General features: G+C 60.9%; 17 protein-coding genes and 6 pseudogenes. 10 read left to right on the forward strand and 13 right to left on the reverse strand.

What is annotated here, in order from left to right; translation table 11 throughout:
- Positions 1 to 202 precede the first annotated feature (202 nt).
- Positions 203 to 691, reverse strand: a complete 489-nt coding sequence (locus I2H38_RS18420) for an Lrp/AsnC family transcriptional regulator (protein ID WP_229426795.1) — start codon at positions 689 to 691, stop codon at positions 203 to 205.
- Between the two features lie 82 nt (positions 692 to 773).
- Between I2H38_RS18420 and I2H38_RS18425 the strand changes: the two genes are divergently transcribed.
- Positions 774 to 1,847 (forward strand): pyridoxal-phosphate dependent enzyme, encoded by a 1,074-nt coding sequence (locus I2H38_RS18425; RefSeq protein ID WP_196273340.1) that lies wholly within the window; start codon positions 774 to 776, stop codon positions 1,845 to 1,847.
- 2 nt (positions 1,848 to 1,849) lie between these two features.
- Positions 1,850 to 3,004: a M20 aminoacylase family protein gene (locus I2H38_RS18430; protein WP_196273341.1), complete on the forward strand. Its 1,155-nt coding sequence runs from the start codon at positions 1,850 to 1,852 to the stop codon at positions 3,002 to 3,004.
- Between the two features lie 117 nt (positions 3,005 to 3,121).
- Here I2H38_RS18430 and I2H38_RS18435 read toward each other — a convergent pair whose 3' ends face one another.
- From I2H38_RS18435 to I2H38_RS18455, 5 genes and pseudogenes are all read right to left on the reverse strand, one after another.
- Entirely contained in the window at positions 3,122 to 3,247 is a 126-nt protein-coding gene (locus tag I2H38_RS18435; RefSeq protein ID WP_324617436.1) for a hypothetical protein, read from the reverse strand.
- A 142-nt stretch (positions 3,248 to 3,389) separates the two neighbouring features.
- Complete coding sequence (locus I2H38_RS18440; RefSeq protein ID WP_196273342.1) at positions 3,390 to 4,397, reverse strand: succinylglutamate desuccinylase/aspartoacylase family protein; 1,008 nt, start codon at positions 4,395 to 4,397, stop codon at positions 3,390 to 3,392.
- Between the two features lie 62 nt (positions 4,398 to 4,459).
- Positions 4,460 to 5,101: pseudogene (locus tag I2H38_RS18445) on the reverse strand (amino acid ABC transporter ATP-binding protein); the annotation flags it as partial.
- 57 nt (positions 5,102 to 5,158) lie between these two features.
- Positions 5,159 to 5,849: pseudogene (locus I2H38_RS18450) on the reverse strand (IS6 family transposase).
- Complete coding sequence (locus I2H38_RS18455; RefSeq protein WP_196273344.1) at positions 5,816 to 6,421, reverse strand: hypothetical protein; 606 nt, start codon at positions 6,419 to 6,421, stop codon at positions 5,816 to 5,818. The pseudogene I2H38_RS18450 and the gene I2H38_RS18455 overlap by 34 nt, the downstream one beginning before the upstream one ends.
- A 709-nt stretch (positions 6,422 to 7,130) precedes the next feature.
- Between I2H38_RS18455 and I2H38_RS18460 the strand changes: the two genes are divergently transcribed.
- Together I2H38_RS18460 and I2H38_RS18465 are read left to right on the forward strand one after the other, a co-directional pair.
- On the forward strand, positions 7,131 to 7,631 hold the full coding sequence (locus I2H38_RS18460; RefSeq protein WP_196273345.1) for a MucR family transcriptional regulator: 501 nt from the start codon (positions 7,131 to 7,133) through the stop codon (positions 7,629 to 7,631).
- A 112-nt stretch (positions 7,632 to 7,743) separates the two neighbouring features.
- Positions 7,744 to 8,376 (forward strand): annotated as a pseudogene (locus tag I2H38_RS18465) (IS6 family transposase).
- A gap of 140 nt (positions 8,377 to 8,516) precedes the next feature.
- Here the strand turns inward: I2H38_RS18465 and I2H38_RS18470 are convergent.
- Entirely contained in the window at positions 8,517 to 9,221 is a 705-nt protein-coding gene (locus tag I2H38_RS18470; protein ID WP_324617437.1) for a Crp/Fnr family transcriptional regulator, read from the reverse strand.
- A gap of 240 nt (positions 9,222 to 9,461) precedes the next feature.
- Here I2H38_RS18470 and I2H38_RS18475 point away from each other — a divergent pair, with 240 nt between their 5' ends.
- The 3 genes and pseudogenes from I2H38_RS18475 (at position 9,462) to I2H38_RS18485 (ending at position 13,485) form a co-directional block, all read left to right on the forward strand.
- A complete protein-coding gene (locus I2H38_RS18475) occupies positions 9,462 to 10,730 on the forward strand; it encodes a methyl-accepting chemotaxis protein (RefSeq protein WP_196273347.1) in 1,269 nt (422 codons plus the stop codon).
- 96 nt (positions 10,731 to 10,826) lie between these two features.
- Positions 10,827 to 11,354: pseudogene (locus I2H38_RS18480) on the forward strand (IS6 family transposase); the annotation flags it as partial.
- 1,124 nt (positions 11,355 to 12,478) lie between these two features.
- A pseudogene (locus I2H38_RS18485) lies at positions 12,479 to 13,485 on the forward strand (IS110 family RNA-guided transposase).
- A gap of 320 nt (positions 13,486 to 13,805) precedes the next feature.
- Here the strand turns inward: I2H38_RS18485 and I2H38_RS18490 are convergent.
- Positions 13,806 to 14,495, reverse strand: a pseudogene (locus I2H38_RS18490) (IS6 family transposase); the annotation flags it as partial.
- Positions 14,496 to 14,679: 184 nt separating this feature from the next.
- On the opposite strand from I2H38_RS18490, the gene I2H38_RS18495 reads away from it, so the two are divergent.
- A complete protein-coding gene (locus I2H38_RS18495; RefSeq protein ID WP_196273390.1) occupies positions 14,680 to 15,717 on the forward strand; it encodes an IS110 family RNA-guided transposase in 1,038 nt (345 codons plus the stop codon).
- Between the two features lie 672 nt (positions 15,718 to 16,389).
- Here I2H38_RS18495 and I2H38_RS18500 read toward each other — a convergent pair.
- The 4 genes from I2H38_RS18500 to I2H38_RS18515 form a co-directional block, all read right to left on the reverse strand.
- Positions 16,390 to 17,508 carry an ABC transporter ATP-binding protein gene (locus I2H38_RS18500; protein WP_196273348.1) on the reverse strand — a complete coding sequence of 373 codons (1,119 nt, stop codon included), beginning with the start codon at positions 17,506 to 17,508 and terminating at the stop codon, positions 16,390 to 16,392.
- Positions 17,505 to 18,293: an ABC transporter permease gene (locus I2H38_RS18505; protein WP_196273349.1), complete on the reverse strand. Its 789-nt coding sequence runs from the start codon at positions 18,291 to 18,293 to the stop codon at positions 17,505 to 17,507. The genes I2H38_RS18500 and I2H38_RS18505 overlap by 4 nt, the downstream gene beginning before the upstream one ends.
- The gene (locus tag I2H38_RS18510; protein WP_196273350.1) at positions 18,290 to 19,132 is read right to left on the reverse strand and encodes an ABC transporter permease; all 843 of its coding nucleotides are present in this window, start codon (positions 19,130 to 19,132) and stop codon (positions 18,290 to 18,292) included. Before I2H38_RS18510 ends, I2H38_RS18505 begins: the two co-directional genes overlap by 4 nt.
- Positions 19,133 to 19,242: 110 nt before the next feature.
- Complete coding sequence (locus I2H38_RS18515) at positions 19,243 to 20,280, reverse strand: extracellular solute-binding protein (RefSeq protein WP_196273351.1); 1,038 nt, start codon at positions 20,278 to 20,280, stop codon at positions 19,243 to 19,245.
- A 389-nt stretch (positions 20,281 to 20,669) separates the two neighbouring features.
- Between I2H38_RS18515 and I2H38_RS18520 the strand changes: the two genes are divergently transcribed.
- A complete protein-coding gene (locus I2H38_RS18520; protein ID WP_229426797.1) occupies positions 20,670 to 21,371 on the forward strand; it encodes a helix-turn-helix domain-containing protein in 702 nt (233 codons plus the stop codon).
- Between the two features lie 114 nt (positions 21,372 to 21,485).
- Here I2H38_RS18520 and I2H38_RS18525 read toward each other — a convergent pair whose 3' ends face one another.
- Positions 21,486 to 21,692: a tautomerase family protein gene (locus I2H38_RS18525; RefSeq protein ID WP_196273352.1), complete on the reverse strand. Its 207-nt coding sequence runs from the start codon at positions 21,690 to 21,692 to the stop codon at positions 21,486 to 21,488.
- Between the two features lie 148 nt (positions 21,693 to 21,840).
- Here I2H38_RS18525 and I2H38_RS18530 point away from each other — a divergent pair, with 148 nt between their 5' ends.
- The gene (locus tag I2H38_RS18530; RefSeq protein ID WP_196273353.1) at positions 21,841 to 22,695 is read left to right on the forward strand and encodes an MBL fold metallo-hydrolase; all 855 of its coding nucleotides are present in this window, start codon (positions 21,841 to 21,843) and stop codon (positions 22,693 to 22,695) included.
- Positions 22,696 to 23,019: the final 324 nt, after the last annotated feature.

Genomic DNA, 23,019 nt, shown 5'->3' on the forward strand with positions numbered 1-23,019 from the left:
ATCCAGACGTCGGCTGAACCGATCTGGATCCGCCGGTGTTCGGAACGACCCCAGCGGGATTTGTCGGAGAGTTCAATATTGCTTTTCGCCGAGCAACCGCGCCTTCGGCGGTGTTGAGAAGCCTCGCGGCCTAAACGCGCCGTCGAGATATGACGATGCCCTTCAAGCCCGGGTTTGAGACAAATTTCAAAAAACCTAGAGGCTACTCGGAAGTCGACAAACCTCTAGCATTCACCTGGCTTACGACCTCGCGCATGGCCACGATGGTGCGAAACGCCTTCACGTTTGGGTCATCGTGGAAAACCTCCCGTGCGAAGGTGTCGTAAGCCTCCATACCCGACAATTGCAGGTGCAGAACAAAGTCAGCCTCACCCGTGACGTACCATGCCTGTCGGACCTCGGAGCGACTGCGGATTTTGCGGTTGAAAGCATCCAGCTCCGCTGCACTTTCACGTTCCAACGATACGAGCACGTGCACCGTCAACGGCAGGCCAATGAGAGCCGGTCGCACGACAGCAATATCCGCCGCAATCACGCCGGTCCGTCGGAGCTGTCTCAACCGCCGCAGCACGGCACTTTCAGAGAGCCCAACTTGCTCAGCAAGAATGCGAGCCGGCGTCTGATTATTGCGCTGAACCAACGCGAGCAGGGCGTGGTCGAAACGGTCTAGGCTAACGGAATTTGTCATCATCGCGGGAGCATATGACGAAAACAGGCGCTGGGTCGATGGAAATAGGCGCAACTCCCCATCCGTTTTCGTGCAGTATCCCGGCATGGACACGATCACAATCTCGGGCGAAGACCCTGAACAGATCGCAGCGCAACTGCTGCGCCTGTCGCCACATTACGCCGAAACGCCGTTGCTCGACCTGCCCAGCCTAGCGGCTCACTTCAACGTCGCACAGCTGCTGGTCAAGGACGAAGGTCGCCGCACTCTTGGGAGCTTCAAGTCGCTCGGCGGCACCTATGCCGGATTGCGCGCCCTTGCCAGGGCTTCCAACGTTGATCTTCCCAGCCTGCTCTCCGAGGGGCGTTCCCGAGGGCCGCTGCCTACCTTGATCACAGCCAGCGCAGGCAATCATGGACTTGCAGTGGCCGCGGCCGCCAAATTCGCGGGGGGGAGGGCAAGGATTTACCTATACGCGGATGTCGCACCCACGAGGGTCCGTCGCATCGAGGCTCAAGGCGCTGAGATCGTGTGGGTCGAAGGCACCTATGACGACGCGGTCGACAGGGCGCAGGCTGCGGCCGATGCCGGCGAGGGAATCCTGGTAGCGGACACCTCCATCGATCCGGTCGATCCTGCCGTCGGTGATGTTCTCGCCGGTTACGGCGTGCTCGCGTCAGAAATCCGAAAGCACGTGCACGCGACAGGTCACCTGAGGCCGACCCATCTGTTCGTACAAGCCGGAGTTGGTGGCTTGGCGGCCGCCATGATGACCGGCCTGAAAGCGTGGTTGGCGGATCCTGGCATGGTCGTCGTCGTAGAGCCGGAAAAAGCGGCCTGTGTCGGCTTGGCCCTGTTGAACGGACACTCCGAGCGGGTGTCTGGGGATCTCGCCACCTCGGCTGGAATGCTGGCCTGCGGCGAAGCCAGCGCACCGGCGCTGCAAATCCTTCAACAAGGCGCGGCGCAGGCTGTCACGGTGTCAGAAGCAGAACTCGGCGATGCCGTGACATTGCTTCGGGCTCGCGGCGGCCCAGAAACGACCCCATCGGGGGCGGCCGGTCTCGCTGGCCTTGCGGCCGTTGCCGCAAACCCAGGCCTGTCGTCCGAGCTCGCGCTTGATGAGACGAGCCGGGTTCTGCTGATCGTGACGGAAACAGACCTCGAAAGGGATGTATGAAGATGCGGCTGGACCATGACGCCCTTTGGAAGGAGCTGCGCGATTGGCGGCATGATTTGCATGCCAACCCCGAATTCGGGTTCGAGGAGAGGCGCACCAGCACCTTCGTTGCGGCCAAACTCAAGGAGTTCGGCTTGGACGAAGTGGCGCAAGGCGTCGGACCAACCGGCGTCGTCGGGACGCTCCGGCGGGGTAGCGGCAACAGGATTGTTGCCTTGCGGGCTGACATGGATGCCTTGCTCATTTCCGAGCAGAGCACACATCCCTATCGTTCCCGGAATCCGGGGGTGATGCACGCGTGCGGCCATGATGGGCACACGGCTATGTTGCTCGGTGCCGCCAAGTTGCTCGCCAAGGAGGGGGGCTTCGATGGCACCGTACGGTTCATCTTTCAGCCGGCGGAGGAGTGGGGCAAAGGCGCGCTCGCAATGTTGGCCGATGGTCTGATGACGCGCTTTCCCTTCGATGAGATTTACGGGCTGCATAACATGCCCGGCATGCCTGTTGGGCATTTCGCAACCCGCGTCGGGCCCATCATGTCGGCTGAGGATAACTTCGAGATCGTCCTGCGTGGTCTTGGCGGCCATGCCGCCCGTCCGCAGGGTGGACGCGAGGTTCTGGTAGCCGCGTGCGCGCTTGTTACCAACCTTCAGACCATCGTCTCACGTCGCGTTGCTCCCACGGATACGGCCGTGGTCTCGGTGACCGAGCTTATCACGGACGGAACACGGAATGCGCTCCCGGGCCTGGCCCGCATCTTGGGAGATGCGCGCAGCTTCCGGTCGGAGGTGAGCGCCGAGATCGAGAAGCAGATGCGGATCATCGCGGAGGGAACAGGTCTGACCTATAACTGCACCGCCGAGGTGGACTACACGCGCGAGTTCATCCCCCTCATCAACGATGCCGAAACCACTCGCCAAGCTCTGGCGGCCGCTGAAACAGTATTTGAGCTCGGCGCGATCAATGCGGACAGAACGCCTGAGACCGCCTCAGAGGATTTCGCCCGATTTCTGGAACATGTGCCAGGGTGCTTTGCCTTTATCGGAAATGGCGAAGACTCGATGCCACTGCACAATCCGGCCTTCGATTTTAACGATGCTGCACTTCCTTTCGGAGCACGATATTTTGCGGCTGTCGTGCGCCGGCGTCTCGCTTGAGGGCTGGGTTCATTTCGGCTCGATCTGCGAGACATGATTGAGCGTGATCACCCATTTGCTGTCGCGCTTGCGCATCAGCCGGGTCATCCGATGGGAGGAGAGCCGCCCACAGGTAGCTTAGAACATGTCATCGATGCACTGGGCGGAAATCTGCGTCACGACGACTTCCCTGTAGGGCTTTCGCTCGGCAAGCCCTCGGCCGCACAGGATGTGCAATGCCTCGCGCACCGGCGTGCGCGACACGCCGAACTGCGCGGCGATGGATGTTTCGTCGAACCGTGAACCGGGTGCGCCAATATCAGAGCCCGTTTGAGGCCCAAGCCGATATCATTCGCCGGCCGCACCATTCACGCAGTCTAAGCTGCAGCAAATGCTCCCAAGGCGATCAGCGTATGTCCGACATCAGGTTATAGAGGCAATCGCCACGCGCTGTGATGGTGGGGAAGCGGCGGCAGCTGACCATCCCGGGTGCCGTAAAATTCAGGATGATGGGCGGCCGCATCGGATCGTCATAGAAATAGATGCGGCCCGCCTCCTGCCCTTCGGACACCATTTCGCCCACTTCCGCAGCGGGTTGAAACAGACCATTCTCCGGCGAATATACCGCGCTGTCGCGGCTGAGTGACTCCATCAAGCGGCAGCCGCTTGACGCTTCGACTTTCATCTCCGGGACCACACCATAGTGCTTCAGAACGCGTCTTACACCGCGTTCCGCGATCGCCAGACCTTCCGGCGAAAGCGTTGCCCCGCCTCCAAGCTCGGTCGTTAGCGCAGGTATCCCGCGTTGTTCCGCTGCGGCATACAATGTGGTTGCCCCGCCACCTCCACCGCCATCTGTCAGCACCCCGATAGGAGCTCCGAAGACGTTCAGTAGCTTACGCACAGCTTGCCGATGCTCCGGCGTCAGGCCCGGTCGGGCGAGCGCTAGTGGCAAATACTCAAGCGATCTCCCTCCGGAATGCAGATCGATGACGACATCCGTGATTGGAAAAAGCACGTCGTCGATATAGTGGGCGAGCATATCGGTCGGAGACCCGTTGGCGTTCCCGGGGAACAAACGATTGAGGTTCCCGTCATCGATGGGTGAAACGCGCTGCCCCGCAGCGACTGCTGGGTAATTCAGCGCCGGCAAGATGATGATGCGCCCGTTCACCTCCGCAGGGTCAATGTCCTGCGCGAGCTTGATCAGCGCAATCTGCCCCTCATATTCGTCGCCATGGTTGCCGGCGGTCAGGAGGATTGTCGGGCCGGTGCCATTCTTGATGCAGATGAGCGGAGTTGGAATCCAACCATAAGCGGACATATTCGATGAATATGGGAGACGAAGAAAGTCAGATTGCCTGCCGATCTTGTTGAAGTCGATCGCCGTCCAAACTCTGCTTATTGTAGACACGTTGCCTGCCTCCAAGATCCCCGAGGTTGCTATTGAACCAGCGCGCGGGATGGTTTCCCGGTCTAGAGAATTTGACTGAGGAACTTCTTCGTTCGCTCATTCTGTGGATTGTCGAAGAACTCGCTGGGGGGAGCGCTTTCGATGATGCGACCACCATCCATGAAGACGATTGAGTCAGCGACCTTGCGGGCGAACCCCATCTCATGGGTCACGCACAACATTGTCATGCCATCTTGTGCAAGTTCCGTCATGACATCGAGCACCTCGTTAATCATTTCGGGATCGAGAGCAGAGGTTGGCTCATCGAACAGCATGACTTTAGGTTTCATGCACAGCGCCCTGGCGATTGCGACGCGCTGCTGCTGGCCTCCCGAGAGCTGACTCGGGTATTTGCCGATCTGATCCAGGATCCTCACCCGCTCCAGGTAATGCCGAGCAATGTCCTCGGCCTCTCGCCGCGGTATTTTTCGTGCGCGCGTCATCGCCAGGGTACAATTCTGCAGCACGGTGAGATGCGGAAACAAGTTGAAGTGCTGAAAGACCATCCCGACTTCGCGACGGAACTCGTGCAGATTTTTCGCTTCCGGTCTGATCTCCTGTCCATGGATGGAGATGCTACCGCTTTGATGGCGCTCCAGCTGATTAATGCAGCGGATCATCGTGGATTTGCCGGAGCCTGACGGTCCGCAAATCACAACTTGCTGGGGATTTGTCGCAAATTCTGATTTCAGGCGTAACGATGCCGGAGTGGCCCGCGATGCTTATGCGGCGAGCCGCTCGAACTGCTCAGCGAGCGACAGTTGCCGATCGCGGGCGCACCTCGCCTGTCCCTTCCGTATCATGTGAACCATTTCGATGCCGCCCAACACGGCGCGAGCGCTGTCCATCGCCTTGAAGCCGAGCATCGGGCGAACCCGACGTTTCACGGCACGGCTCAATGCGATTGTTCAGATAGCGGCTTTGGCGGATCAGGATCGGCTTCAGTCGACGCCGCGATCGGTCCAGCAGCCGATCATTCGTATCACAGGACAGGATCGCCTCGCGGTTCGTCTGGCTGCCATCGATGGCGATCCGCTCAGGACGGCCATGTCGTTCGAAGGCTCGGCTCAAGAACCGCTTGGCCGCCGCAAGATTGCGCCGTTCGCTGAACCAGAATTCGACGGTGTCGCCATGACTGTCGATGGCCCGGTAGAGATATTTCCATTGACCCCGGACTTTGATGTAGGTTTCGTCGATGTGCCACCTTCTACTGACCGCTCGCTTGCGGAGGTTAAAGCGCTCCAGCAGCTCAGGCGAATAGCGCACAACCCATCGGTGAATGGTCGCGTGATCGACCGCAACGCCCCGCTCGGCCATCATCTCCTCGAGGTCACGCAGGCTCAGATTGTAGGCGAGATACCAGCGCACGCACAGCAGGATCACCGAACGATCAAATTGCCTGCCCTTGAACATCTCGCTTCGTCCTCTCCTGCCAGCGCAGGCCATACCGGAGCGATAGGAAAGAAAAAGTTGCGACAGATCCTGCCGCTCAGGATCCGTTCCATCTCGGGTGATAGGGCGGGGGGCGGTACTGGGTGCGGTGATGAGTTTAAAGTGGCATGGTGAGGAGCCTGCGCCTCCCTGGGCCGGAAGACCTCCGCGGCCAAAGCCTCGGGCTTGCCCAGGTGCCGGGCCAGGATTTCGGCGGTGTCCTGATGGCGCTTGTCCGCCGGGGTGGTGGTCCTGTCCGCCTCCTTCACCGGTGAGACGAACCGGTGGCGGTGAGATTCATTGCGCGACTGGGGTGGCCGGGTGTTGCCGGATGTCTCCAGACATGCCGAGCACAGATCATCCGAGCGTCTTCGTCCCAAAATCCAGCCGCGCCCGTCGAAGTAGCGTCTGACTTCGGCATCGCTGACAGCTCTTCCGGCTTCATAGGTTTCTGTCGTGGCACAAGCGGAGCATCGCATGGTGAAACGATATTTAGAGGGAATGCCGCCGCTGCAGGTGATTTGTGGCTCGAACTGAGGTGCGATGCCCGGCATCAAAAGTTCCTTAATGATCGTGATAAGTTTCCAATGGGACGCGGCTCACCAAAGGCATTGTCTCGGCCGTTCTCAGGGAGCTGTGCGGATGAATGGAGGGACGTCTAACCGAATTGGCCACAGCTTCCAAGTTCGGGCGGCCTGCGCTGATGAGGCGGACAGAGCGGCAGACTTTCATGGCGCGTGGGCCTCGGCTGATCATCGCTGCCCATCGATAACAGCCGAAGTCACCTCAATCGCATTCGGCCTGAAGCTGATTTAAGACGTTCCGAAGGGCGTCCTTTGCGCTCTGAAGATGCTCGTATTCCGGATTGCAAGCTGTGATGGCTTCATTGGTCGAGACGCATTCGGCATAGTGTCGGAGATGGCTTCCGATATCGCCGATAGCCGTAGCGTGCTGCTGGCTTGCCTGCCCGCAGTCGGCGTGAGCCGAGGTCTGTAGAGCCAAGCTCAGGGCGACGACAGTTGGCAGTCGGGACCGGCTCACAAGGCACTCATTCTAGGTAGAGATGCCCCATGGTGATCGCGCGGTGATCACAGAGTCCAGCCATCCGAAAGGCTAAGGCCAGGGCGTCGTGACCGGCGCGTCCGAACGGGGGGTAAAAGGCCCGACGGGAGCCCGGGCCTCTGCGACAATACCAAGCTTGACCTTAGTACTAAAGTCGAAGATCAACATGGCCGATAGACCACAGTATTGGAAGAAAGAACTATGGACCTGCCTCAACCGCCTGCAGTCGATTTTACCGGACTCACCGCCGATATCATTTCGGCCTACGTGACGAAGAACTCTGTCCGGAGTGCCGATCTGCCAGTCCTGATTACGTCCGTGCATGCAGCCTTGCAGGGCCTCGTTGCTCCCAAGCAGCCCAAAGCCGAGAAGCCGCAGCCGGCCGTTTCCATCCGCAAGTCTGTGACACCCGACTTCATCTACAGCCTTGAAGACGGCAAACCCTACAGGACGCTCAAGCGCCATCTCACCGGCCAGGGTCTAACTCCGGACGCGTATCGCGAAAAATGGGGCCTTCCGCAGGACTACCCGATGGTTGCCTCCAATTACGCAAAAAGGCGGTCGGAACTCGCGAAGAGCGCGGGACTCGGACAGCTTCGGGGCAGGCACGCCGCTGCAAAGTCGGCTGCCCAAGACGCCGTTAGTGCGTCCGGCGAGGCCACAAAGCCGAAGCGCCGCGCTCCCGCTAAGAAAGGCGAGTAAGGTTCGTTCGTCGAACATCTAACCATCCTTACTAACGAGGTGGCCGCTTGTCGCAAACATTTGTTTCGGTTTCGTCCCTATGGTGCGCTGGGGTACGGGTGCGGAGGAACAGATGTTCAAGGGTAGGCGCTTTGACAGGTCGGTGATCTTGCTGTGCGTCCGATGGTATCTGGCCTACGGTCTGAGCTTGAGAAACCTGGAGGAAATGATGGCCTAACGGGGCCTCGATGTGGACCACGCGACCATCCACAGATGGGTTCGCTACTCGCCTGAGTTGCTCGACCGCTTCAATCGCCGCAAGCGCGCTGTCCATGGCAAATGGCATATCGACGAAACTTACATCAAGGTCAGGGGGCAACGGCGAAATCTCTCGGTCGCCAAACGGTTCCTGAGCCGAGCACTGAAGCGGCATGGTCGGCCTGAGCGGATCGTCATCGGCGCCAGCCAGACCAACCGTGAAGCAATCGTGACCTGTGATACCACAGACCGGCTCAGAGCGAGATCAAGACGCAAGCTGACGTCAATCTCGATCCGACAGAGCCAGTATCTCAACAATCGTATCGAACAGGATCATCGAGCGATCAAAAGGCGCATCCGTCCGATGCTGGGTTTCAAGTCCATGGACAGCGCCCGCGTAATCCTGGGTGGAATCGAGATGATCCACATGATGCGTGAACAACAGGCGATCTACGCTCGCAATCCGCAGCCATCCCTCGCCGAGCAATTTGCTCTGCTGGCGGCGTGAACACGTCGAACTGTCGCAATTGTCGCGTCTTCGTTTCGAGTTTGCGACATAACCGTCAGCCAGGCTGCCACGGTGGAGCGGGCCAGAGCGAGCTTGCCGCAGATCCCTCGCGAGCGCGTGAAGGGGTTCAAAGCGCCAGATCAGGAGGCAAAGCCTCCGCGAATACGGTGAAAGCATTCGCAGGCGGTTTCCTCGAGCATCTGCCGGTGATGAATAGTTATGCACCCGCGACTGTAACTAATGACGCCTTTGTGTTGGAGCTGGGACCACGCTTCGCTGACGGTTGCCCGCCTCAGTCCAAGAACCTCCGAGAGAGCCTCCTGGGTTATGTAGAAGGTATCGCCTTGCACACGGTCATGCGCGTGGAGAAGCCAGCGCGCAATGCGCTGTTGGGCCGTATGAAGGCTGTTGCACGCAACGGATTCGAGCAACTGTGTGATGAGCGATTTCGAATATCGCAGCATTACGTCGCTCACGCACGGAAATTCGGCGAGAGCCTCGTCCAGATCCTCGATCGCTAACCAGGATGCGTATCCGGCGATCCGAACGGTAGATCGGCTGACCGCGTTACCGCCACCGAGGATAAGGGCAAAACCGACGAAACCCTCATAGCCGATTGAGGCTTTCTCGACAGTGCGACCGGACTGCATCTGCGACATCAGTGAGATCACCCCTTCGTGAGGGAAGACGGCGTGCGTGAATGGCGCGCCTTCCTCGTAGATAACCTCGCCGACCGACATGCTCCTTGTGATCAAGCGTTTCTGCAGGAACTCCAACGCAGCGGGCCTGAGGGACAGAATAAGGCGGTTCCGAATGACCGGTTGGTCGGCGGTTGGTTGGTTCACTGAGGATTCTCCTTTCTGGGGCGCCGGCATGGCCCCCGTCTACCGACACAATCATGAAGCCTTCCGGCCCTCCAGAAGCGGGAACGGCCTTTGGTTCATCGGGCGACCCGGAGTCAATAGGAACACTTTACTAAGCGTTAAGCCGATATATGTACGGTATCGTAAATAAGAGGCTATTGAAGGCCCTTTCGCGCCTGAAAACAGGAGCCGGCGATATTCGCCAACCGGAGGGATTTGGAAATGCGTTCACTCTTACAACGGCGCTCGCGCGCCGACGGATCAGGTCAGGCGTCAGGAACGAGCACAGAGAAGGCTTCGCCCCTCGAGCCCGATCTCCGGCTGGTTCTTGAGTCACTACCGATCAACGTCCTAACCTTGGATCCGCAGACCGCAACCATCACATTCGCCAACGCGCGCAGTATCGAGACGCTGAAGAAAATAGCAGCTCTTCTGCCGCCGGACGTGAACCCAGACTGCATCGTCGGCGTCTGCTTCGACGTCTTTCACAAGAATCCGAGCCATCAGCGCGCGATCGTTGCGGACCCTTCCCGCCTGCCGTGGCGGGCGAAGATCAAGCTGGGGCCGGAGACGATGGACCTTCATGTTTCCGCGGTGCGGGATCGCACTGGGCGCTACATCGCAGCCGTTCTGACATGGTCGGTGATAACCGACCTGACGCGGTCCATCGACAGCTTTCACGAAACCATGCTGTCCACGACGCAGGAGGTTCGCCGAGCGAATGAACTGATGCGCGGCGCGGCAACGAACGTCATTGATTCTACGGCGGACACATCCTCGTCGGCGGCGAACTCCTCTTCGGGGGCGCAGGAGGTGAGCCATCACGTCCAGACCGTCGCATCGGCGGCAAAGGAGCTAAACGCGTCGATCACGGAGATCAGTCGCCAGATCGAGCAATCGAGTCAAACGACTCGTGCGGCGGTGCGCGAAACACAAGAAAGCTCAGAGAAGGTTCAGACTCTCGCCGAATCCTCGCAGAAGATCGGGCACATCGTATCACTCATCAGGACTATCGCAGGACAGACCAATCTGCTGGCCCTTAATGCGACCATCGAGGCCGCGAGAGCCGGTGAAGCAGGCAAAGGGTTCGCCGTTGTCGCATCTGAGGTCAAGGCGCTGGCGGGGCAGACGGCCAAGGCAACAGAGGATATCACGGCACAGATCGAGGCCATCCAGGGCTCGACCTCGGAGACCGTAGCGGCCATCAGGCGGATTGCCGATATCATCCACCGTGTCGATACCGCCTCCACGGCGATTTCGGCAGCGGTCGAGGAGCAGACCGCAATGGCTGCAGAGATTGCGCGCAGTGCGGAAGAGGCGGCAGTTGGCACAGGCTCGGTCAGTCAGTCAACCGCCGAGGTCCTCACGACCGCCGAACACTCCACTGCAGCCGCAGCGGGAATGCTTGGCGCGGCCGAAACCGTAGACAGCCAGACGGAAAAGGTTACTGCCGCCGTTCACAACTTCCTCGAAGAGGTTCGGCGCATCTGACGCGGCAATGAAGTCGAAAACCGGACCGGTGACACGCTCCGGAGGTGGATGTCACGGTAACTCTTGGTCAGGGATCTCTGGCTTAATTGCTGAGGCATGCCCCAGCCCATCAGCTACAAACGCCACCGTTTCCCCTCCCAGATCATCGCCCATGCGGCCTGGCTGTATTTCCGGTTCCCATTGAGCCTGCGGCTGGTCGAGGAGATGTTGCTCGAGCGCGGTATCCTCGTCTCCTATGAGACGATCCGCCGGTGGGGAAAGAAGTTTGGGCCGGGCCATGCCCGTCGGCTGCGTCGTAAGCCGCCCGTCTGGCATTTGGACGAGGTGGTCATCAGCATCGCGGGCAAGAAGCACTGGCTCTGGCGGCCCGTCGATCAGGACGGCTACGTGCTCGACGAGATCGTGCAGGGCCGACGCGATACCAAGGCTGCCAAGCGCTTGCTGACCAGCGCAGCCCGGCGGCAGATCCTGCCAGGGGTCGAGCACCGGTCGCACAAGGGTCTGAACAACCGGGCCGAGAATTCGCATGTTCCGTTGCGAGAGCGGGAACGGATGATGCAAGGTTTCCGGTCTGTGGGATGCCTGCGACGGATCCGCTCCAGCTACCGCGCCTGTCCTCGACTCCGCCATAGCTCCGGCGCAACGTCACTGCCGCGATCGACGGTAGTCAGACTAATCGGACCAGTGGTCCTTCCCGTAACCGCATGGGCAATGATAGGTGACTGCAGGCAGGTGCGGCTTTGCTCTTGCCGCCAGGTACGGATGTTGAAGAGCGATCGCAGGAGGAGCCACGTGCCAGGTCTTATGTCAAAATCGAACCTATGGGTTCCCGGCGAATCCGAAGCGGCCCAGAGCGGATTGGTGATCGCCGCCCGGCACACCATGCAGGCGGCCGAAGCCATGTATCATTATATTGCCCAAGAGGCGCTGGCGTTTCAGGAAGCCTTGAAAGACAACGCTGAAATTGGCGCCGTCGTGCTCTCATCCGGCATGATGAAGACAATCCATGTTCGGAGCATATCGTTCCGCAATCCCGACATCATCATCCTGAGCGGAATCGACGAGCACCAGAACCCGATCCGCCTGCTTCAGCACTACACGATGGTCAGCATCGCCTTTGTCGCGGCCCGCGTCATTGAGGAAAAGCCTTATCGGATCGGCTTCCTAAACGAACAGCAAGAGGTGTCGGATGCGGCCTCCGATTCAAACCGGAAGGGTATTCCGATTTGAAGCCGGCCACCGTTCCGGTCAATTACCGGTCACTTTCGACGGTCTGAAGGTCTCGGTCAGCAACTCGGGCATCACGATCCTCATCCCGAACGGTGGAGAGTTGGATGCCTGCCAAGAGGAAACTGACGATGAGCGTCCGCCACCTCGCCGAGTTGCCCGGCCTTGCGCCGAGTATGATCCAGGAGAATCTGAAAGCAGGGGCTGCGTGATTCAAGCTTGGGATGTGACCCCAGCGACGCGCGGCCGAATGGCTGAGAGGTAGGTCATCGTGATCTACCGAGAATGGCACAGGTAGAATATTACAACATTGGCCAACTTTGGCACGGAAGCGGCGAGTGAGTCCCGATACCCGCCGCAGGCTGCAGAGGCTGAAAGATCGATCGGCATCCAGCGGATCGTAGCCGCGCAACCATTTGTTTTATGCATCGTCTCACCGGAGGTTCCGATAGGGTGGACGCCCCCCAACGGCCTTGATGTGCCAAAGTGGAGGTGTTGAGCACCACTTGAGGGAGGGGTCCATGGGAGAAGTTAGCACAATTGGGGTGGATCTGGCGAAGAGCGTGTTCCAGGTTCACGGAGCCGATGCATCCGGTACGGTCTTGTTCCGCAGGAAGCTGCGGCGGCACCAGGTTCTTACCTTCTTCGCGGCCCAGCGGCCCTGCACGGTGGCGATGGAGGCCTGTGCCAGCTCCCACCACTGGGCGCGCGAGATCGGCCGCCTCGGGCATGCGGTCAGGCTGATCCCGCCGGCTTACGTGAAGCCCTTTGTCAAACGTCAAAAGAACGATGCCGCCGATGCCGAGGCGATCTGCGAGGCGGCTCAGCGCCCGACCATGCGCTTCGTGGCTCCCAAGAGCGAGCAGACCCAGGCCGCCGTGACCTCCTGGTGAAGCAGCGAACCCAGATCATCAATGCGCTCCGAGGCCACTTAGCCGAGTTCGGCCTGGTCGTGGCCAAAGGCCCGGCTCACGTTCCACACCTCGTGCGGGCTGTCGAGGATCCGGACGAGCCTATTCCTGAGATCGCTCGTCCGGTTCTCCAGATGCTAATTGAGATACTCCATCGGCTCGACGAGCAGATCGCTCGACTAGACCGCGAGATCGCCCAGCGGGCCAAAGAGGACGAGACGGCGCGGCGGCTGATGACCATCCCCGGTGTCGGCCCGGTAACCGCGGTGGCTTTGGCGGCGCTCGCCCCACCGGCCGAGACCTTCAAGTGCGGGCGGGACTTTGCCGCCTGGGTAGGGCTCACGCCGCGCCAGCATTCGACCGGCGGCAAGCAGAGGCTCGGCGCCACTTCCAAGATGGGTGAGCGAACCTTGCGTCGCTTGCTGATCATCGGCGCCAGTGCTGTTGTTCGCTGGGTGGCGCGCAATGGAGCTCAGGCAGGCTCGTGGATCGCTCGTATGGTGGCACGCAAGCCACCGATGCTGGTACGGGTGGTGCTGGCCAATAAGATGGCTCGCATTGTCTGGGCCCTGATGGCGAGTGGCGGGATTTATCAGGCTCCGGCCGCGGCTGCATAAGTAGTTGCGTCTGTGAGGCTGTTGGGGCGTAGGAAGGTCGAAGGAGAGAGATGGCGCAACGGTCAATGAGACGGGATCAGGAAAACCAGCTTTGCGACGAGCGCCTTGAGCGCGTGGTTCCGAATTGGACTTGGTCCGCGAACTCCCATCCGGGCCCGCGGCGTATGAATGGCCGCAGTTGAGGCCGCACACACGTCAGCCCTGACCACGCGCTGTATCAAACCTGAAGATTCTTCTTGCGTTTCACGGGGCGTCCACACACGTCGCAAATTCGGACTCGAGCCGAAGATAGAAGCAAATCTCACTCGGCATTCATACGGCAAGGCCTCGAACTGCTCGGCGAGTGACGCTCGCGGATTGGAGGCATATTTCGCCTTTCCTTTTCGGATCATATGGATCATCTCGATCCCACCCAAGATGGCACGAGCGCTGTTCATCGACTTGAACCCGAGCATCGGTCGCACGCGACGCTTGATGCGCCGATGATCCTGTTCGATGCGATTGTTGAGGTAGCGACTCTGCCGAATCTGGATCGGCTTGAGGCGCCTGCTTGACCTCTTCGCCAGCCGATCCGTCGTGTCGCATGACAGGATGGCTTCACGATTGGTCAGGCTGCCATCGATGACAACCCGTTCAGGCCGGCCATGCCGCTTGAGCGCGCGGGAGAGGAAGCGTTTGGCCGCGGTCAAATTGCGTCGCTCGCTGAACCAGAACTCGACCGTGTCACCGTTGCGGTCGATCGCGCGATAGAGATAGCGCCACTGGCCGCGGACCTTGATGTAAGTTTCGTCGATATGCCATTTGCCATTGACGGCTCGCTTGCGGCGATTGAACCGCTCGAGCAACTGGGGTGAGTACCGGACCACCCAGCGACCGACCGTAGCATGATCCACGGAGATGCCCCGCTCGGCCATCATCTCTTCGAGATTTCGGAGGCTGAGATTGTAAGCAAGATACCACCGCGCGCACAGCAGAATCACCGACCGATCGAATTGCCTGCCCTCAAACATTCTGTCTCACTCCCTCCCGCCGACGCAGGCCATAAGCCCGCGCTCGGAAAGAAAGAGTTGCGACAGATGGGGTATTCGGCTTTCGCGCCATCTTCATCGACTGTCGGAGGTGCTGCGCTTCAGGCTGATGGTACAACGTGGTCTGGGTAGGACCAGCCACAAGCATCAGTGGGAGAAGCGCAGCATGAAGCATTATGCCGGCCTCGATGTCTCCGTCAAAGAGACTTCTTTGTGCATTCTGGACGAGACGGGCAAGGTCTGTCGCGAACTGAAGGTGACTAGCCATCCAGACGACCTGGTGCAGGTGCTCCGGGATCCGGCCTGGCGGCTCGAGCGGGTCGGGCTCGAAGCCGGTCCGCTGTCGCAGTGGCTCTACAGCGGGCTGGCCGCGGCCGGACTGCCGGTCATCTGCATCGAGACGCGTCACACCAAAGCCTTCCTGAAGGCGCAGGTGAACAAGACGGACCGCAACGATGCTCGTGGCATTGCTCAGATGATGCGCGTCAACCTGTTCCGACCTGTGCATGTGAAGACCCTGGCCAGCCAGAACCGACGCGCCCTTCTGACAGCTCGCAAGTTGTTGCAGGAGAAAGCCCTTGCCATTGAGAATGACATCCGCGGTCTGCTGCGCAACTTTGGGCTCAAGGTCGGGGTCATTGGTAAGGTCAGGTTCGAGGACCGGATCCGGGAACTCGTGGCGGGCCTTCCGGAGCTGGCCGAGATCATGGCTTGCCTCCTCGAGGCCCGCCAGAGCCTGCGGGAGCGTTTGGCTGCCCTTCACCGCAAAGTGCTGGCGACGGTCCGGGATGATGACGTCTGCCGGCGCCTGATGACCATTCCCGGTGTTGGCCCCGTGGTGTCGTTGGCCTTTAGCGCCACAATCGACATTCCGGCTCGGTTCAAGAATTCCAAGGCCGTCGGCCCAGCACTGGGGCTGACGCCGGTTCTCAATCAGTCCGGCGAGAGTCATCGGATAGGGCGCATCTCGCTGTGCGGAGACGCCATGATGCGAGCGCTGCTTTATGAGGCGGCTCAAGTGCTGCTGACCCGGGTGCAGAAATGGTCGTGGCTGAAGGCCTGGGCCGTGAACGTGGCCCGACGGCGCGGCCTGCAAAAGGCCATCGTGGCTCTGGCGCGTCGCTTGGCCGTGATCATGCACCGCCTCTGGAGCGATGGCACCGAGTTCCGCTGGGCGAGGGAGAGTGCCGTGGCGACCGCCTGATCGGCCGTTGGCACAGCCTGTCACCCGAACAGAAAGGTAGACGAGTTTCCGCCAGCCGGTGGAGAGATGTCCCTCGCGGGACGATGGATGAGGTGAGTTCGCTAGGGTTCTTGTGTCGGTCGCGCCTGGCGCGATCAGAACGCGCGACAGATTGGGCTGCCCCATTCTTCTGATCCCATCATGGGACAGCCCGAGAGCTGATCCCGAAGAGAAGCAAGGACCCGCGAGTGACGTCAAACATCGGCAACGTGGAAGGCCTGAAAGCGCTTGACCTCAAATCGCCGAATAGAGAAGAACCCCTTCTTCGACCGGACCACCGGAGCAACGGCGTGCCGATAGCGTTCAGTCTCTGAGCGCGCTGAGACGTCCCTGCCGGGACGTGGGCCAAGCCATTCCGCTTGATGAGGGTGCACCGCTGGCTCAGCCGAGTGCGTCATCCACATAGGAAGGCTCTTCCCGCGAAGCTCCATCATGCGGCGACTGTTGTCGACCGCGAAGACAACCTGCACCCAGCACACGCTCACATAGCGCCTCTGATCCGCTGTTCGGGACCTCTTCAATGCTCCCTCGATCCTGACCTCAGGCTCAGGCCGGTGAAAATTTGAAGAAACCGCCTGCAAAGTGGCCCGCGATTAGGCGACCCCGTCAGATCCCCTGACAGTACCCTCACGTTCATGAGGCATCAGTCGGCATCAGGATTGTCGCATCGATCGGCCAGATCAGCGCGTACCGCTCGCCAGCGCGTAGCTGCGTTCGATTATCATGTCCGCTCCGGATGACCAGTAGCTCTCGCCCTTCATCGTCCTGAAAACGCAGATTGGTGATGATGCCGAGGAATTCTTCGCCGATCAGACGCGCGGTTACGCTGTTGAACGCCTCGCGATCGATCGGCGTCGCATTCACGACCGGCCTGATCGCTTCCGGGCGAACCGCCACGATGACGTCGTCTTGAGAGGGCGCGATGGCGGCGGCTCGCGCCTTGAGGCTGCGATCCCGGCCGATATCCAGATCGACCGACCGATCCGACCGCCCGCTGACCCGGCCGTCGAAATAGTTCATGTAGCCGACAAAATCCGCGACGAAGCGGCAGTTCGGATGGTGATAGAGATCTCCCCCGGTTCCGATCTGGGCGATCCTGCCATTCTCCATCACGGCCACGCGATCGGCGATGGCCAGCGCCTCTTCCTGGTCATGCGTGACGATGATCGCGGTCATGCCCACCTTCTTGAGCAGGTTGCGCAATTCGTTGCGCATATCGTCCTTCAGCTTCTTGTCCAGCGCCGAAAGCGGTTCGTCGAGAAGCAGGACCGATGGCTGCGTCGCGATGCTGCGCGCGATCGCGACGCGCTGCTGCTGCCCGCCCGAAAGCCGCGCCGGATAGGCATCGCGCAGGCTGCCGAGCTCCAGCATGCTCAAGGTCGCCTCGAGAATGCCCTGGCGCTCGGCCGGCGCCACGCCATGCATCTTCAGGCCGAACAGGATGTTCTCCGCCACCGTCATATGCGGGAACAGGGCATAGCTCTGAAACACCATGCCGACATTGCGGCGGTAGGGCGCCACGTCGTTCATCGCCTGGCCGCCCACGACGATCTCGCCCGCCGTCGGCCGCTGCAGCCCCGCGATCGCCCGCAGCATCGTCGTCTTGCCGCAGCCGCTCGGGCCGAGCAGGGCGATGATCTCGCCAGGCAGGATCTCGAGATCGACGTTGTCGAGGATCGGCTTGCCCTGGAGCTCGACAGACAGGCCGGTGAGGGTGATGCCGCGTTTCTTGAAGCTGAGGGAGAGAGTCATCGCACGAGTCTTTCAAGGCCGATCCAGCGCTCCATCAGATAGACGGCCAGGATGCCGGCCAGCATCATCAGGGTGGACAGCGCCGCAACGGTCGGATCGTTTTCGGTTCGGATGTATTGATAGGCCGCGACGGGAAGCGTCGGGCGGCTGCCGATGAGGAACATCGTGGCCGTGAAGTTGTGGAACGACATGACGATGGCGAAGACCGTCGCGCCCAGCAGGCCCTTGCCGATGAGCGGCACCGTGATCCGGAAGAATGCCTGAAACGGCCTGGCGCCCAGCAGCATCGCCGCATTCTCGAGATTGGGGTCCATGCCCTGGAGATTGGCGACGACCAGCCGCACGACATAGGGCAGCACGATCAGGCAATGCAGGATGACGAGCGTCGTGGTGTTGGAGATCGTCGAGACCGCATTGGCCCAGAGCAGCATGGCGATGCCCATCACGACCTCTGGTACGAAGAGCGGCGCCATGACGAAGACGTTGACCGCCTGCCGGCCGAAGAACCGGAAGCGCACGATGGCCAGCGCGGCGGGGATGCCGAGCGCCAGGCTGATCGCGCTGCTGACCGTAGCCAGCAGGACGCTCTGCTGCAGGCCGACGGCGAAGCTCGGTGTCTTGAAGACGTTCAGATACCACGCGAACGACAGGCCGGAGGGCGGGAAGGCCAGTGTCGCCTCGCGGTTGAATGAGATCGCCAGGACGATGAGGTTCGGCAGGGCCATGAACAGCAGCACGCCGAAGGTCAGCGCCTGCAGGAAGGAGAATTGGAACGACCTGCTCATCGCTGGAATCGTTTCTGATAGCGGTCGCCGAGCAGGCTGAGCAGCAGGATGACCGCGCCGGAGATCAGGAAGAGCACCCCGGCCGCGGCCGAGCCGAGTGGCAGGTTGGCGAGGTTGATCGCCTGGTCGAAGATCAGCACTGCGATCATGTCGACCCTGCCGCCGCCGAGCAGCATCGGCGTGACGAAGGAATTCAGCGACAGCAGGAAGCTGAGCATGGTTCCGGCGATGATGCCGGGGATGCAGAGGGGCAGGGTGACGAGGAGAAAGATGCGCCAGGGCGGGGCCCCCAGCAGCGCCGCCGCCTCCTGCAGCCGCTTGTCGAGCCGGGCGATCACCCCGTTCAGCGACAGGATCATATAGGGCAGTATCCCGGAGACGAGGCCGACCAGGACGCCGAACTCGTTGTACATCAACCTGAGCGGGCTATCGGCGAGGCCGAGCCCCATCGCCAGGCGATTGACCAGCCCCGACCGGCCGAGGATCAGGATCAGGCCGAACATCTTCAGCACGTAGTCGCTGAGGAACATCGCCAGCAGCCCGGCGAAGATCAGCCTCCTCTGATGGGGAGATGCCTTGATCTCCATGTAATAGGCCACGGGAAAGCCGAGGATCAGCGCGACGAAGGTGGAGACGGCGGCAAGCCAGAGCGAGTAGGTGAAAAAATGGCGATAGGATTCGTTCGTCGCCAGATTCTCGTACTGGATAAGACTCGCGGCCTCGCTTCCTGACCCGCCTTGGAAGCTCCAGCCCAGCACCGAGGACAGGCCCATCAGCAGCGTGGAGATGAGCAGCAGCGCTGGCGCGACCAGGGTATACGGCATCAGCCGTGCGAACATCGCGCGGTCCTTAGGCTTGGGACTGCGATGCGCATGCCCTCGCCGAGTCGTTCGGCTTTACGGACATGCGGCATCGGCTTCCATCACAGGCTTCCAATTGGGCTCGCCCTTCAGCGCTGGATTTCCCTCTGCCAGCGGTCGTTCCAGCCGGAAAGCTGCCCGGCCATGACGCCTTCCTGCAGGAAGCGGAACTCGGTGTCGGCCGGCACCGCTTCCCGCAGCGCCGGCGCGACGTCGGACTGGGTGTTGATCGGCAGGCAGCCAAGCAGCTGCGCGATCTTCTGCTGCGGCTCCTTGCTGATGGCGAAATCGATGAAGCGGGTCGCCGCCTCGACATTCGCATCCTTCAGGATGGCGACATTGCTGATGCTGACGGGGATGTAAGGCTTCGCGCAGACGAAGCGGAAATGCGCGCCCGCCTTGCGGGCCGCGAAGTAGTTGGCGACCGGGGCGAAGGCCACGACGTCGGCCTCTCCCGATGTCAGCAGGCGGATCTGCTCGGAATCGGAGGTGGTGAAGATCGAGAAGTTGGGCTTCATCTTCTTCGCCAGCTCGAAGCCCGGATCGACGTTCTTCTCGTCTCCCCCGGCCAGGAGCGCCAGCAGCGCGATGAACATGCCGTTGTAGTTGGCGCCGTAGGGAGCGCTCACCATGCCTTTCAGGCGCTTGTCGGTGAGGTCCTCCCATTTCGTGATCTCGAACGGGACCGTCTTGGCATTGTAAATGATGCCGTAAGGCAGGCTCCAGATGCCGACATAGGTGTCGTTGACGACCGCGGCCGGCAGCTGCGAGGCGTTCTTCAGCTGGCCGACGGGGATGGGGCTCAGCAGCCCGTCGTTCTTCGCGAGCGATGTCGGTGCGATCGCGGAAAACCAGAGATCGGCATCGTTGCGGTTCTTGTTGGCGCGCAGCGAGGCGAGCGTTTCCATGGAGGACGACTGGAGCTGGATTTCCGACTGGATGCCGGATGCCGCGGCGAAGGGCTCCAGCCACGAGGAACGCATGGCATCCCCGTAGGTACCTCCCCAGGCGATGATTTTGAGAAGCTTCTTGGCCTGGGCTTGGCTGAAGCCAATCTGGCCCAGATATCCCACCAAGCCGCTGGCGGCGGCGAGCTTGAGGGTGTGGCGGCGACTCAATGTTGTCATTTGCTCCTCCCATGAAGCCACGGTCCCGCTGCGGAGCGGGCGATGTCGCCGTGCCGACGGTCCCAAGCGTTTTGTCCCGGATGTCTTTTTGGTTTTGTTTCCGATAAGGAATATTCTTTCTTTTGGGATATGCAAGAGAATTCTCGGCGGCCCGTATGGCGCAGCGCGGCTGATCAAGATCGGGCCTGAAACTCGCGAATCTCGACCGATGTTTGAAGAAGGAGGTTGATGGGCCGCCCCGTCCTCGCCTAATGCATAATCGTCGCATGTATCCGATGCGATAAATTGCGTATTATCTTGCGATTCGGATATCCGACCGGCGCGCCTCTCTCATTGCAGCGATCCTGTCGGCGATGAGCGCGCTTTTCCGCAATGTGGATTGTAGACCGATGAAGATTGCGGAACATGGCGCGGGTCTTCCCAAGGGCGACGATAGTCCGGCGAGCTCCGAAGGGAGTGCTCGGAGGAAGCGCTCCGTCAGCCCTGGATTTGCCGAGATGGAGCGCAGCGACGAGGCGCGGCGCCCATCCGGAACGTCTCTGGGGGAGCGACTGCGGACGATCCGGCATGATCGGAAATGGACGCTGCAGGATGCGAGCAAGCGAAGTGGAGTCGGTCGCTCGACGCTGTCGAAGATCGAGAACGGGCTGATGTCTCCCACGCTCGACCTCCTCAAGAAGATCACGCGCGGAATGGAAATCGACCTGGTCGATCTGTTTGATGAACGCCGCCGGGATTTCGAGCCGCGCGGCCGGCGCAGCATCACACGTCGGGGCGAGGGCAAGCTCAACCTCACGAAGACCTATCGGCACGAATTGCTGGCGACCGATATCTCTCAGAAGCGGATGCTGCCCTTCCGGACGACCATTACCGCCCGCTCGCTCGACGAGTTCGACGGCTGGGAGAGCCATGACGGCGAGGAGATGCTGATCGTCATCTCCGGGGCGGTCGAGGTGCACACCGAATATTACGCGCCGGCACATCTCGATCAGGGTGATGCGATCTATTTCGACAGCCGCATGGGACATTGCGTCGTGTCTGTCGGCGAAGGCGACGCCGAGGTCGTCTGGGTTTCCTCGGGCGCGATGTAGCTGCGCCTTGCTCTGACACGCAGGACAGAGAGCCCGGGTCGCAGCTTCACCGCCGGGCCGTGGATTGGCGCCATCCTCCTGATCTGAGCGCGGGTGGCCAGCGCTGGCTGCCGTTTACGGCCGCTCCGGAGCTGGGCGCTTTTCCGAGAGCAATTTTCCGGCAATCGCCCAGTTTTCGCGCGGCTCCTCCTCGAAGATGATCGTCACGTCTTCGGGGCGGCAGCCTAAATGCGCCTCCAGCGCAACCGTCAGGGCTGCGGCGGCCTTGGCCTTCTGCTCGTTGTCACGGCCTTCGATCATCGAAACGCGCAGCACCGGCATCTCTCATCCTCCAATCGGCACGGTATGGCGCGAGAATGCGTCGCGCCGGGAGATAGGGTGAGCCCTAAGCGGCTTCTCTATCCCTTGTAAAGAGAACAAGTTTCTAATAGGAAACTATGGTGTGTATATGAAATGAAAGGCGAGAGTCATGAACTTGTCAGTGCGCGTGCTGAATTTCGGCGACATCAGGGGGGACTGGACAGCGCAGCTCGCGGGGCGTCCGCCGGGCCGGCGGGTTCAGACGCCGACCAACGCCTTCCTCATTCTCGGCGGGGAATTCCCGGTGCTGGTCGATGCCGGCTCCCGCAGCACCGAAGCGCTCACGCGCCTGGGGCTCGGCCTCGAGACGATCTGGGGAGAGGAGCATGGGCTGGAGGCGCAGCTGGCGCAGCACGGTGTCCGGAAGGAGGACATCGGGATGATCATCCAGACGCATCTGCACGTCGACCACGCCGGCTTTCTCGATCGGTTCCTGATGAGCGTGCCGGTCATCGTGAATCGCCGGGAGCTCGAATTCGCTTATAGCGGGGTTGGCCGGCTGGATTATGCGCCGGAGGATCTGCACCACGTCGTCGAGCGGCTCTATACGCCGGGCGCCCTCGGTTGCCTCGATCTCGCTTTCGGAGAGCGTGCCGAAATCCTGCCGGGCATCAGCGCGGTCTGCCTTGGCGGACACACGCCCGGTAGCATGGCCGTGGTCGTCGAAACCGATGCCGGCGCCGTCTGCCTCTGCGGCGACGTCGTCTATGACATTCACGGTGCCCTGGTCGAGCGGAGAGGGCAGCTTAATGCGTTGGAGCCGCAGACCTCCGGCAACTTCGCCACGAGCAGATTGGAAGAGAAGCGCGCGATCAAGCTCGCCGTCAGTCTCGGCCGCTTCCTATATCCGTCGCACGATCATTATGGCGGGGTGATCGAGCACGGTCACGTCATCGGCCGCATCGGGCGCATGATTCCCGGCCCGGTGCTTCCGCTTGCCCCGCAATACGCGACCGCTCCCTAGGGGCGTCGGCCCGGAAAGTGGAATGCGGTTTCGAAAATTCGGCAAGCATGGGACCAGCGCAAGGGCACCGTTCTCTTATTCCGGGGATTTTAGTCAAGCCCTTCGAGCGGCCGTTTCCGTCAGCTCGCGTGATATCACCTGTCGGGTCATGGTTCTCTCCGCGGTCGGCAGACACCGCCGCAGGATGGGGTCGGAAGCCTCAGCCTCGCCATGTTGCATACGTGGTCAATCTGCTCCCTGAGGATCAGGTCTCAGGCCGCAACGGAGCCCACGCGATGGCTGCTGCCTCGTCCCGACAAGGGACATCATCCCGCCAGCTCTGGC

Origin of the sequence: Microvirga alba (assembly GCF_015694465.1) — a bacterium.
Taxonomy (GTDB): domain Bacteria; phylum Pseudomonadota; class Alphaproteobacteria; order Rhizobiales; family Beijerinckiaceae; genus Microvirga; species Microvirga alba.